We start from the raw sequence: 11,987 nt of genomic DNA on the forward strand, positions 1-11,987 counted from the left end.
GTCAGATCCCTTCCGGCGGCGGTTCCAGCCGCGGTCCCCAGGTGCCGTGGCCGTTCAGCACGGCGCGCCGCGCCGTCGGCCCGTCCAGGGTCAGTTCGATATCCAGCCGGTCGCGCGGCAGCAGCGGTCCCAGCCGCTCGGGCCATTCCACCAGGGCGCAGGCCTGCCGCGCCTCCTCCCAGCCCAGTTCCACCACCTCGCCCGGATCGCTCAGCCGGTAAAGGTCGAAATGCCAGACCGGCGGGTCCAGATGCTCATAGGTCTGGACCAGGGTGAAGGTGGGGCTGGGGACCTCTTCCGCCGGGTCGCCGGCCAGATGGCGGATGATGGACCGGGCCAGGGCCGTCTTGCCGGCGCCCAGGTCGCCGCGCAGCGTCACCACGTCCCCCGCCGTCAGCAGCGGGGCCAGCCGGGCGGCCAGGGCGGCGGTCGCCGCCTCGTCGGGAAGGATGAGGGTCTGGGGCATGCGGGTCGGTGTCTTCGGTCGCTTTTGCAGAGGGCCTGGATGGCAAACTCCGACAAAAGCAACCCGCGCCGCAATAGGCATTAAGCAGGGACCGGGCCCGACCGCCCTATCCGACCACGAAATCCAGGCCGATGTCGAAATTGCGCACCGAATGGGTCAGCCAGCCCAGGCTGATCAGCGTGACGCCCGTCTCCGCGATGGCGCGGATCGTGTCGGGCGTGACGCCGCCCGATGCTTCGGTCACCATGCGCCCGTCCACCATGGCAACGGCACGGCGCAGGGTGGGCGGGTCCATATTGTCCAGCAGGACGGCATCGACCTTCAGGTCGATCAACTCGGCCAACTGGTCCAGGTTGTCCACCTCCACCTCGATCTTCACCATGTGGCCGGCGCGTGCGCGGGCCCGCTCCACGGCGGCGCGCAGGCCGCCGGCCGCGACCAGATGGTTGTCCTTGATCAAAACGGCGTCATCCAGGGCGAAGCGGTGATTGCCGCCGCCGCCCACCCGCACGGCATATTTCTCCAGTGCGCGCAGGCCGGGCGTCGTCTTGCGCGTGCAGACGATCTGGGCGCCCGTACCCTCGATCCTGTCGACCAGCCGCCTTGTCTCGCTGGCGATGCCGCACAGCCGGCCCAGCAGGTTCAGGGCCGTGCGCTCACCCGTCAGGATGGGGCGCGCCGCCCCTTCCACCGTGGCCAGGGCCGTGCCCCCGGCCACACGGTCGCCATCGCGCACATGGCGGGTGATCACCAGTCCGGGGTCCAGCAGGGAGAAGGTATGCAGGGCTGCATCCAGCCCGGCGCACACCCCCTCGCCACGGGCATTGAACCGGGCCTTGGCCGTGGCGTCCGCCGGCACGCAGGCATCGGTGGTCAAATCCCCCGCCAGCCCCAGATCCTCTGCCAGGGCGGCGCGGATCAGGGCATCATATTGCAGGGGGTAGAGCGGCAGGGTCATCACATCACCGGCAGGGGGGAACGGGGCGGGGCCACGCGGATGCGGGGCGGCTGGGCGGGTCCGGACAGGGTCACACGCTGGCGGTGGCGCCATTCCGGCCGGCTGTCGGGCCAGTCGGAACGCTGGTGCGCCCCCCGGCTTTCCTGCCGGGACAGGGCGGACCGGGTGATCAGCAGCGAGGCCAGAAGCCGGTTGCGCACCTCCCCCGACAGGCGGATATGCGCAGGCCCGGCCCCCCCGGCATCGGCTTCCAGCCCGGCTTCCAGCGCCTCCAGCTCGGCGATGGCGCAGGAAAGGCCGATGCCGTCACGCAGCAGGCCCACGCTTTCCGCCATGATGTCGGCGGCCTGGACCGCGACCAGGGCCGCCTGGGCAGGGGGAACGAAATGGCGGGGAATGTCGGGCAGGGCCACGGGGCCGGGCGGCGGCGGTTTGGTGGCCAGGATCGCTTCTGCCGCGCGTTCGGCAAAGACCAGCGCTTCCAGCAGGCTGTTGCTGGCCAGCCGGTTGGCGCCATGCACGCCCGTGCAGGCCACTTCCCCCGCCGCGAACAGGCCGGGAATGCTGGTGCGCCCGTCGGCGTCGGTGACCACGCCGCCCATGTGGTAATGGGCGGCCGGGGCTACGGGAATGGGGGTTTCGGCCGGGTCCAGCCTTGCCGCGGCACAGATGCCGGCGACCGTGGGGAACTTCGCGGCCCCGCCATCGGCCCACAGCGCGCGCAGGTCGATATGGACCGGCAGGCCGGCCGCAATGCGCGCGCCGATCGTCTTGGCCACAACGTCGCGGGGTGCCAGTTCGGCCAGCGGATGCGCCTTCAGCATGAAACGGTCGCCATGCTCGTCCAGCAGATGGGCGCCGGCCCCGCGCAGCGCCTCCGTCAGCAGGGGGACCTGGCCCGTGCGGCTGTGTGCCGCCAGGGCGGTGGGATGGAACTGCACGAATTCCAGATCGGCCAGGTCGGCCCCGGCCCGGGCGGCCAGTGCCAGCCCGTCGCCCGTCGCCTCCGCCGGGTTGGTGGTATGGCGATAAAGCTGGCCGATCCCGCCGCAGGCCAGCAGCACGAACCCGGCCCGGTGGAAGACCCAGCCATCCGTGTCATGATGGGCCAGCACGCCCGCCATCCCGTGGCGTCCCGTCACCAGTTCCCAGGCGAAGGCCCTTGTCTGGACCGTGACATGGTCGGCGGCATCCACACGCGCCGACAGGTCGGCCATCAGGGTGCGGCCCGTGGCGTCGCCGCCGGCATGCAGCACGCGGGCGGCCCCGTGCGCCGCCTCCCGGCCCAGGCACAGCCGGCCGCTGGTCTCCCGGTCGAAGGGCAGGCCGCGATTGATCCAGCGCGTCAGGCGCCGGGCACCTTCCGATGCCAGCAGGGACGCCATTTCCGGATCGGTCAGGCCCGCACCCGCCGCCACCGTGTCGGCGGCATGTTCGGCCGGGTCGTCGGCGGGATCGATGGCGGCGGCGATGCCGCCCTGGGCCCAGTTGCTGGACCCGCCCGGCAGCCCGTCCGTCTTGGTCAGCAACGTGACGCGCATCGGCGCCAGCGACAGCGCAGCCACCAGCCCGGCCATGCCGGACCCGATCACGATGACATCGCTCTGCCGCATCTGCATGGGCGGGTTTCCTCAGCTTTGCCTGAAGAGGCCGGATGGGGCCGGCATCACTTCCGGCCGACGGCCAGCATGCGTTCCACGGCCAGCCTGGCGCGGCCGGCCACGGCGGGGTCGACATGCACCTCCGGCTGCATGGTCACCAGGCTTTCCAGGATGTTCGACAGCGTGATGCGCCGCATGTGCGGGCACAGGTTGCAGGGGCGCACGAACTCCACGGCCGGGTTCGTGGCCGCCAGATTGTCGGCCATGGAGCATTCGGTGATCAGCAGCACGCGCTTGGGCTGCTGCCCCTCCACATAATCCTGCATCTTGGCGGTGGAACCGACGAAATCCGCCTCCGCCAGCACGTCGGGCGGGCATTCCGGGTGGGCGATGATGGTGATGTCGCCCTTGAACTGGGTACGGTAGGCCTTCAACTGATCGCCCGTGAAGCGCTCATGCACCTCGCAATGGCCCTTCCAGGCGATGACCTTCTTGGTCGTCTGGGTGGCGACCCACTTGGCCAGATATTCGTCGGGGATGCACAGCACCTCGTCGCCCGGCAGTGAATTGATCACCTCCACCGCGTTGCCCGATGTGATGCAGACATCGCTTTCCGCCTTCACGGCGGCCGAGGTGTTGACATAGGTGGCGATCGGCACGCCCGGATACCGTTCGCGCAGCAGGCGCACATCGGCCGCCGTGATGCTGTCGGCCAGCGAGCAGCCGGCATCCATGGCCGGCATCAGCACGGTCTTTTCCGGCGACAGGATCTTGGCCGTTTCCGCCATGAAATGCACACCGGCCAGCACGATGACCTCTGCATCCGTCTCCGCCGCCTTGCGCGCCAGCAGCAGGCTGTCGCCTACGATGTCGGCCACGGTGTGGAAAATCTCCGGCGCCTGGTAGTTATGGGCCAGGATGACGGCGTTGCGTTCCTTCTTCAGCCGGTTGATGGCATGCACCAGCGGTGCATGGAACGGCCATTCCACCTCCGGGATCACGCCCTTGACCTTCTCGTAGATGGGCCGGGTGGCCTCCGCGACGGCGGGGCTGTAGGTGAGGTCGAGCGGGGCGGACATGGGCGGCAACTCCGTCGGCCCGCGGGGGCGGGCAGGCAAAAGGGACTTATGCTCTATTTGAGCATTAGTAGTCCTTATGCTCGCCCAGAGTATAAGGGGTGTCAAGTGTGTGTCGCCCCATGGTCACGCTTCTGTCACAGTCCGGATAGGCAAGATATGCATGTGTGCGGCGCAACATCGTTGCGGCGCCGGGGCCTTCTGGCCATGTCGGGCCGGACCGTTCAGTTCAGTGCCATCAGTCCCCGGAACAGCCCCGTGGCATCGGACCCGTTCAGAGTGACCCGGCCATCGGGGGTGATCACCAGATTGTACTGGTGGGTGGTATCGTCCGGTCCCGGCTGCACGCGGCCCAGCCCCTGCAGGGCATAGAGCGCGATGGCGATGCCGGCGCCGCGGGCCCCCATCATCCGGTTCACATCGCCGATGATCCGGTCCACCCCGCGCAGCGACAGGTTGCCTTCACCGCTGACGCTGTTGGCATGGGCGGCGGCGAAGCGGAAATCCCCCTGGCCGATGATGGTGGATTGCGGGTTCCACAGGTGCAGCCGGGAGACGGTGACCTTGCTGCCGGCCGCGGCCAGCGCCGGGGTCCAGCCACCGGGCGGGCGTGGGGAGAACAGCACGGCCGGCGGCAGGGAATGGGCCGTCAGCGCCAGATCGGCGCGGGCGGGCAGCAGCCCTGGCGGCACGGACCCGCCTACCCGTTCCAGCCCGTCATGCCGCCAGTCCAGCACCGCCGACACGCGGTTGCCCATCAGCCCGGTCAGGGACAGGCTGCCCTTGCCGCCGGCCAGGGCCGTGCGTGTTCCGTCATCGCCGATGAAGCGGAAATCCGCGATCTCGGCGGCCAGATCGGCCTTGCTGGCGATCCGGTCCAGGTCCGTGCGGCGGCCGGATGCGACCAGTTCCCCCAGCCGCGCCATGTCCAGCCCGTCGGCCGTGCCGTCCAGGCGCAGCCGCCGGAGGGACAGGCGGTCGACGCCCATCGGGTCCTTCATCGCCAGCCCGTCGATGGCAAGCGACAGCTTGCCGCTCCATTTGCCGCCCGTGATGGCCTGGGGCGTCAGGATCAGGCGCAGGGCCGTCAGGCTGCCGGTCCCGGCCCCCATGGCCGGGATGAACCGGGCATTGCCCAGGTCGAGATCGGCGGCCAGCAGGCTGCGCCCGTCGCCGCTCAGGTGCAGCGACAGGGACTGCCGGCCCAGCGACACGTCGCCCAGGCGGAACCCGTTGCCGCCATAGACCGTCAGCGGCTGGGGCAGGTGGGTCTTGATGCGCCAGGACCCGTCGGGCTGCGGCCTCGCCTCGCCTTCCACCAGCGGCGCCTCTGCCATCCAGCCGGAACCCGCGGCCACACGCAGCTTGGGGATGCGCACCTGATAGCTGTCTCCGGCATGGGTGACCTGCACGTCGGGCACCCGCTCCACATGCAGCCCGTCGCGGTCGGCCGCCGCCGCCGACAGGTGCCGCGTGACCAGGGTCTGCAGGGCGGCCGCCTTTTCCGGGCTGGCCAATGCCTGCGTGGCCGGTGATGCCAGGACCAGTGCCAGAAGGGGGGCCAGAAGGGAGGAGCGGTTCATCATGTTCATCATGCCGTCCCTTCTGCCCGACCGCGATGGCGATTCTATGGCCGGCCTTGCTTTGGCCGGCCTTGCTTTCCGCGCGCCACCTGCCCATGGATATGGCCATGATCATGCATCCCCCCGCTTCGGCCGGGGCCGCCCCGGCCCATACCGGCCGCGTGCTGGCCGTCCTGGGCCCGACCAATACCGGCAAGACCTATCTGGCCATGGAGCGCATGGCCGCCCATGAGTTTGGCATGATCGGCTTTCCCCTGCGCCTGCTGGCGCGGGAGAATTATGACAAGCTGGTGCGCATGAAGGGGGCGGCCCAGGTGGCGTTGGTGACGGGGGAGGAGAAGATCATCCCGCCGGCCCCGCGCTACTGGGTCTGCACTGTGGAAAGCATGCCGGTGGACCGGCCGGTGGCCTTCCTGTGCGTGGATGAGATCCAGCTTTGTGCCGATGATGAGCGCGGGCACATCTTCACCGACCGGCTGCTGAACGCGCGCGGCGCAGAGGAGACGATGTTCCTGGGATCCGACATGATCCGGCCCCTGCTTCAGAAGCTGATCCCCAGGGTGGAGGTGATCACCCGGCCGCGCTTTTCCAAATTGTCCTTTGGCGGGCACAAGAAGCTGACCAAGCTGCCGCCGCGCAGCGCCGTCACGGCCTTTTCCGTGACGGAGGTATACCAGCTGGCCGAGATGGTGCGCCGCAGCCGTGGCGGCACGGCCGTGGTCATGGGCGCCCTGTCGCCGCGCACCCGCAACGCCCAGGTGGCCATGTACCAGGCCGGTGACGTGGATTACCTGGTGGCGACGGATGCCATCGGGATGGGGCTGAACATGGATGTCGACCATGTCTGGTTCGCCCGCCTGACCAAGTTCGACGGCCAGCGCCCCCGCCGTCTGACGGCGCCGGAGGTGGCGCAGATCGGCGGCCGGGCGGGGCGGCACCAGTCCGACGGCACCTTCGGCACGACATGGGACTGTTCCCCCCTGGACGAGGAGACCATCCATGCCGTGGAGAATCACGAGTTCCCGCCCCTGCGGCACCTTGTCTGGCGCAACAGCGACCTGGATACGCGGTCGGTGGACGGGCTGCTGCGCACGCTGGAGGCCCGCCCGCCGTCACCCCTGCTGCTGCGCGCGCGGCCGGCCGATGATGTGGAGGCGCTGAAGGCCCTGGCCGGCGACGGGGAGATCATGGCCCTGACCCGCCGGCCGCGCGGCGTGAAGATGCTGTGGGAGGTCTGTCAGGTCCCCGATTTCCGCAAGACCATGACCGATGCCCATACAAGGCTGCTGGGCCAGCTCTACCGCCATCTGATGGCGCCGGGCGGGCGGCTGCCCGTCGATTTCATAGGCGCGCAGGTGCAGCGGCTGGACAATCTGTCCGGCGATATCGACACGCTGGTATCGCGTATCGCCCATATCCGCACCTGGACCTATATCAGCCATCGCCCCGACTGGGTGGCCGACCCGAAGCACTGGCAGGGGGTGACGCGCGGGATCGAGGACCGGCTGTCCGATGCCCTGCATGAAAGGCTGACCCAGCGCTTCGTCGACAAGCGGTCGGCGGGGCTGGTGAAATCACTGCGTGACGGGCGGGACCTGCAGGGCTTCGTGGCGGATGATGGCACGGTGGTGGTGGAAACCCACCCGGTAGGGGCGCTTCGGGGCCTGTCCTTCGACATGCAGGCCGATGTGGGGGAGGATGACCATCCCACCTTGATGACGGCGGCCCGCCGCGCGCTGAAGGACGAGATCGCCCGTCGCGTGGCCCGGATGGAGGCGGCGGACGACACGGCCCTGGACCTGGCCCCGGACGGCCTGATCCGGTGGGACGGGGTGGACCTGGCACGGCTGGCGGCCGGCGAACGGCTTCTCGCCCCCGCCATCCGGCTGGTGCGGGACGATCTGCTGGACGGCACGCAGCGCGATCGGGTGCGGGTCCGCCTCGCCCGGTTCGTGCAGGCCCGCATCCGGGCCGATCTGGCGGCGCTGGTGCGGCTGGACGGCGCCGACCTGCCGGGGCCGGCCCGTGGCATCGCCTTCCAACTGGCCGAGGCGGCCGGCCATCTGCCGCGCGGCCGGGTGGCGGATCTTGCAACGGGTCTGGATCGGGCGGCCCTGGCCGCGCTGGGCCGGCTGGGCGTGCGATGGGGGGCTGCACAAGTCTATCTGCCTGCCCTTGTCCGGCCCCGGGCCGCGTCCATGCTGGGCCTGCTCTGGTCCGTGGCGCATGGGCTGCCGCTGCCGCCGCCGCTGCCGCCGCCGGGCCGCATCTCCGTCCCGCGCGGCAGCGAGGGAGGCAGCGAGGGGGGCAGCGAGGGAGGCCGGAGAGGGGATGACGGGCTGCTGCGCGCGGCCGGATTCCTGCCGCTGGGGCCGCGGGCGGTGCGTGTGGACATGGCCGACCGGCTGCTGGAGACCATCGCCGCGCGCAGTGCCGACGGGCGGCTGACCGACCTGTCGGGCCTGGCATCGATGGTCGCCGCATCCAATGCGGACCTGCCGGGCATCCTGGCCGCGCTGGGCTGGCGGCTGCGGCGCCAGCCGCCCCCGGCGGCGGGTGAACCGCCGGCCCCGGACATCTGGGTCCGCCGCCATCCCGACGCCCCGCCCCGGCCGGTCGCGCCCCGGCCGCCGCCGGTGGCCGTGGATGCCGACAATCCCTTTGCCGTGCTGGCCGGTCTGGCGGAAAGGCTGGCAGCACCCGCCGCTGCCCGTCCCGCCCCCCGTTCCAGGCGCCGCCGGAGGAAATCATGACGCCGATGGTTCCCCTGTCCCCCCTGCTGCGTGCCGCCGAACAGCGCCTGACGGCGCTGGGGGTGGAAGAGGCGCGGCTGGACCTGCTCTATCTGGCGGAACGGGCCTTTGCCATGCCCGTCAGCCGCCTGCGCCGGGCCGAGGGGCTGACGGTGCCGGCCGCGTCCGTGCCAGCCTTCGATGCCCTGGTCGATAGGCGGGCCAGCCGTGAGCCGGTGCAGCGCATTCTGGGTGATTGGGAATTCTGGGGCCTGACCCTGGCCCTGGGCCCTGAAACGCTGATCCCCCGGCCCGACACGGAGACATTGGTGGGCGGCGTGCTGCGCGCCCGGCCCGACCGGCGGCGCCCCTGGCGCATCCTGGACCTGGGCACGGGCACGGGGGCCATCCTGCTGGCGCTCCTGTCTGAATATCCCGCTGCGTTCGGGGTCGGGCTGGACCTGTCCCCCGGTGCGGCCGCCGTGGCCCGCGCCAATGCGGCCAGCCTGGGCCTGGGCGGGCGGGCCGCCTTCCTGGCGGGGTCCTGGACGCAGGCGCTGTCGGCGGCGGTGCCGTTCGACATGATCCTGTCCAACCCGCCCTATATCCCGGATGGGGAGATCGACGGGCTGGCGCCGGAAGTCGCCCGGTTCGAACCGCGCCGGGCCCTGGCCGGCGGGGCGGACGGGTTGGACCCCTATCGTCATCTGGCCGGTGTGCTGCCGCCCCTGCTGGCGCCCGGCGGGCTGATCGGCTTCGAACATGGGGCGGATCAGGGGGCCGCTGTTTCCGATCTGCTGCGCGCCGCCGGCTTCACCGATGTTTCCACCCTGCGCGACCTTGGCGGGCGGGACCGGGTGGCGCTGGCCCAGCGCGGCCGGGCCTGATGCGTGTGCCCGGCCCCGGACCGGGGTGCTGCGCGCCCGGCATGATTTGCATAAACCCGTTACGAAGCCGTAAAAAACCCTTGGAATGACGGGCGACTATCGTTAGGGTCCGCATCGGACGGCAATGGCGCGTGGGGCGCCTGTCGTGGCAAAGCCCGCGGACCGGGGTTTTTGCGTCCAGGGGCCAAGGCGATATCGCCGCCCAACGGTCAACACCGCCGAAAAACGGGAAAGACAGGACGCTTCGGGATGTCCGTGGGCTCGGGAAACCAGGGGCCGAGCATATAGCGAATGAGACAGGGACCCAATCAACGGCGTGGTCGTGGCCGCGGTGGCAGTGGCGGCAACAATGGCGGTGGCAACAACGGCAACGGGGGTGGCAATCGCCGCCAGAACGTACCGCTGCGCCATCAGAATTATGACAGCAACGGCCCGGATGTGCGCATCCGCGGCAATGCCTTCCAGGTCTATGAAAAGTACCAGGCGCTGGCCCGTGATGCGAACGCTTCGGGCGATCGCATCGCCGCGGAGAATTATCTGCAGCACGCGGAACATTATTACCGCATCATCTGCCAGATCAATGAACAGGAAGGCCGCGCCCGCCAGCATGTGCCGCGCCAGGATGGCAACGGTTTCGATGGCGACGATGCCGAAGGCGGCGAGGATGGCGGTTCCGAGCCCGTGGATGCCGAAAGCGACCAGCCCGCGGCCTGACGCCTGCGTGCGGGTGGTCCCGGCCGGACCGGTGCCTTCCTTGCCTGCCGCTGCCTCCGCCCGTCGGGGGCGTGAGGGATGACAGGCAGGAGGGGGTGGCGGTGACGGCCGGGATACGGCAAGCATGGGAAAAGGCGGTGGAAGACTGGTTCTCGTCGCTGACCGGCCTGTTCAGCGCGCCGGAATCGGCCTTCTGGTGGCCGGGATTGCTGCTGGCCCTGGCCGGTGCCGTCTGGTTCGGCCGCGACCGGCGCCTGTGGGGCCGGTCGCGTGATTACTGGCGCGAACTGCCTGTCGATGCCGGGTGCTTCCTGGCCAATTCCACCCTGCCTTTCCTGCTGGCCCCCTTCTTCTTCGCCCTGGGCCTGGCCGCCAGCCGTGTTGGCGCCGGCCTGGCCACGGCACTGACCGGCGTGCCGCCCCTGGACGCGCCGGGCTGGCCCCTGCTGCTATTCTGTGCCGGTCTGGCCTTTGTGGCCGGTGATCTGGCGCTTTACGGCACCCACCGGCTGTTCCATGCCGTCCCGATCCTGTGGAAGGCGCACCGGCTGCATCATGCCCCACCCGTGCTGACGCCGTTGACGGCCTACCGGTTCTGGCCGTGGGAACAGGCGATGCACATGTCGGCCAACATGCTGGCCCAGGGGCTGGCGCTGGGCCTGTCGGCCGGGCTGTTCGGCGCCGGCATCACGCCCCTGACCCTGCTGGGCGTGAATATCTTCGCCCTGGCCTGGGGGGCGGGCTTCACCCATCTGCGGCACAGTCCCGTGCCCATGCCCTACCCCCGCTGGCTGTCGGGGTGGCTGATCTCCCCCCATATGCATCAGTTGCACCATTCCATGGCGCTGGAGCATCGGGACCGCAATTTCGGCACGGCGCTGGCCGTGTGGGACCGGCTGTTCGGCACGCTGGTCCGGCCCGATGCGACGGAACGGTTCCATTTCGGGGCGGCCGGATCGGCATCCCGGCCGTCATCCTCCCTGGATATCGGCCGGCCGCGCGGTCAGGCTTGATACGGCCAGTTCGGCCATCCGGCCCAGCAGCCAGAACAGCAGCAGCGGCAGCAGCACGATCTTGGCAACATAGGCCACGGTCAGGTCGATCAGGATATCGGCCAGGTCGCCCATGGCAGCCACCAGCTTGGACACGCTGCCCGCCATGTCGCCCAGGGCGCGCAGCCTTTCCATCATGCCCTCGCCCCTGGCTTCGGCCACGGGGGCCGCTTCCAGCGACAGGGCATCCAGCCGGGCCTGCGCGTCGGCGATGGCCGGGGCCAGCAGATGATCGGCCAGCGCGTCGGACCCCAGCACGACCAGCGGCACCCCGATCTTCAGGATCAGCGCCGCGAACAGCAGGAAGCCGCCCAGCCGGTGCGCGAACAGGGACAGGGTCCCCGGCAGCCAGGCCGTCACGGCCAGCAGCAGCAGGGCGGCGGGCAGCAGCAGCGACAGGCCGATCACATCGCCGGCGCTGACCAGCAGCGTGGCCCCGCCCAGCACCACGGTCGCCCCCAGCATCATGGTGGAAAACCGCTCGACCAGATCATTCACGGGGTCCAGCACCTGGCCCGGCTGCACGCCGATGCCGGCCGACACTTCCACCGTCTGGGCCACGGAAATGGCCGCATCGATCAGCCGGGCCGTGGCGAACACGGCCGTGGCCTGGACCAGATTGGCCTGCAGCGCCTGCTGGCTGGCGCTGGCCAGCGTGTCGGGCAGCAGCGTGCGCTCCGCCCGGTCGAAAAGGCCGACGGCGCCGATGACGGCGATGAAGGCCAGGATCAGGCTGTGGCGCAGACGCGCGCGGATGGTCGGGGACATGGCATCTCCTTGGCTGCGGGCCGGAACCGTCCCGTCCCGTCCCCCCGTTTGCGATGGCGGGCGCCCGCGTGCCCGCATGCCCGTCCCAACGGGGGCGGGCGTTGACCGTTCCTGGCCTTGGTCCTAGTTTTGCGGCCTTGTTTTTCTCTA

General features: G+C 70.2%; 10 protein-coding genes. 4 read left to right on the plus strand and 6 right to left on the minus strand.

All coding sequences use genetic code 11. The annotated features are described in order from the left end of the window. Position 1 precedes the first annotated feature (1 nt). The 5 genes from tsaE to ABC728_RS17050 all read right to left on the minus strand — a co-directional run bounded on the left by tsaE (position 2) and on the right by ABC728_RS17050 (position 5,696). Positions 2-466 (minus strand): tRNA (adenosine(37)-N6)-threonylcarbamoyltransferase complex ATPase subunit type 1 TsaE, encoded by a 465-nt coding sequence (tsaE, locus tag ABC728_RS17030; protein WP_416621022.1) that lies wholly within the window; start codon positions 464-466, stop codon positions 2-4. A gap of 106 nt (positions 467-572) precedes the next feature. Further along, positions 573-1,424: a carboxylating nicotinate-nucleotide diphosphorylase gene (gene nadC, locus ABC728_RS17035; RefSeq protein ID WP_416621023.1), complete on the minus strand. Its 852-nt coding sequence runs from the start codon at positions 1,422-1,424 to the stop codon at positions 573-575. Then, positions 1,424-3,043, minus strand: coding sequence for an L-aspartate oxidase (locus tag ABC728_RS17040; RefSeq protein ID WP_416621024.1), 1,620 nt, complete (start codon positions 3,041-3,043; stop codon positions 1,424-1,426). Before ABC728_RS17040 ends, nadC begins: the two co-directional genes overlap by 1 nt. Positions 3,044-3,090: 47 nt before the next feature. Then, complete coding sequence (gene nadA / locus ABC728_RS17045; RefSeq protein ID WP_416621025.1) at positions 3,091-4,104, minus strand: quinolinate synthase NadA; 1,014 nt, start codon at positions 4,102-4,104, stop codon at positions 3,091-3,093. 221 nt (positions 4,105-4,325) lie between these two features. Next, positions 4,326-5,696 (minus strand): hypothetical protein, encoded by a 1,371-nt coding sequence (locus tag ABC728_RS17050; RefSeq protein WP_416621026.1) that lies wholly within the window; start codon positions 5,694-5,696, stop codon positions 4,326-4,328. A 95-nt stretch (positions 5,697-5,791) separates the two neighbouring features. Between ABC728_RS17050 and ABC728_RS17055 the strand changes: the two genes are divergently transcribed. From ABC728_RS17055 to ABC728_RS17070, 4 genes are all read left to right on the plus strand, one after another. Next, a complete protein-coding gene (locus ABC728_RS17055) occupies positions 5,792-8,437 on the plus strand; it encodes a helicase-related protein (RefSeq protein WP_445376623.1) in 2,646 nt (881 codons plus the stop codon). Continuing rightward, positions 8,434-9,303 carry a peptide chain release factor N(5)-glutamine methyltransferase gene (gene prmC / locus ABC728_RS17060; RefSeq protein ID WP_416621028.1) on the plus strand — a complete coding sequence of 290 codons (870 nt, stop codon included), beginning with the start codon at positions 8,434-8,436 and terminating at the stop codon, positions 9,301-9,303. The genes ABC728_RS17055 and prmC overlap by 4 nt, the downstream gene beginning before the upstream one ends. 291 nt (positions 9,304-9,594) lie before the next feature. Beyond that, complete coding sequence (locus ABC728_RS17065) at positions 9,595-10,017, plus strand: DUF4167 domain-containing protein (protein WP_416621029.1); 423 nt, start codon at positions 9,595-9,597, stop codon at positions 10,015-10,017. A gap of 137 nt (positions 10,018-10,154) precedes the next feature. Then, entirely contained in the window at positions 10,155-11,030 is an 876-nt protein-coding gene (locus ABC728_RS17070) for a sterol desaturase family protein (protein WP_416621030.1), read from the plus strand. Here ABC728_RS17070 and ABC728_RS17075 read toward each other — a convergent pair. Next, entirely contained in the window at positions 10,989-11,837 is an 849-nt protein-coding gene (locus tag ABC728_RS17075; protein WP_416621031.1) for a hypothetical protein, read from the minus strand. The genes ABC728_RS17070 and ABC728_RS17075 overlap by 42 nt on opposite strands. Positions 11,838-11,987 lie beyond the last annotated feature (150 nt).

The sequence above is a fragment of the Niveispirillum fermenti genome, from assembly GCF_052474395.1.

Excerpts from the sequence above, each read along its gene's own strand:
- ABC728_RS17055 (WP_445376623.1), top strand. The coding sequence starts at position 5,792 with ATGATCATGCATCCCCCCGCTTCGGCCGGGGCCGCCCCGGCCCATACC.
- nadC (WP_416621023.1), bottom strand. The coding sequence starts at position 1,424 with ATGACCCTGCCGCTCTACCCCCTGCAATATGATGCCCTGATCCGCGCC.
- prmC (WP_416621028.1), top strand. The coding sequence starts at position 8,434 with ATGACGCCGATGGTTCCCCTGTCCCCCCTGCTGCGTGCCGCCGAACAG.
- tsaE (WP_416621022.1), bottom strand. The coding sequence starts at position 466 with ATGCCCCAGACCCTCATCCTTCCCGACGAGGCGGCGACCGCCGCCCTG.
- ABC728_RS17050 (WP_416621026.1), bottom strand. The coding sequence starts at position 5,696 with ATGATGAACATGATGAACCGCTCCTCCCTTCTGGCCCCCCTTCTGGCA.
- ABC728_RS17065 (WP_416621029.1), top strand. The coding sequence starts at position 9,595 with ATGAGACAGGGACCCAATCAACGGCGTGGTCGTGGCCGCGGTGGCAGT.
- nadA (WP_416621025.1), bottom strand. The coding sequence starts at position 4,104 with ATGTCCGCCCCGCTCGACCTCACCTACAGCCCCGCCGTCGCGGAGGCC.
- ABC728_RS17040 (WP_416621024.1), bottom strand. The coding sequence starts at position 3,043 with ATGCAGATGCGGCAGAGCGATGTCATCGTGATCGGGTCCGGCATGGCC.
- ABC728_RS17075 (WP_416621031.1), bottom strand. The coding sequence starts at position 11,837 with ATGTCCCCGACCATCCGCGCGCGTCTGCGCCACAGCCTGATCCTGGCC.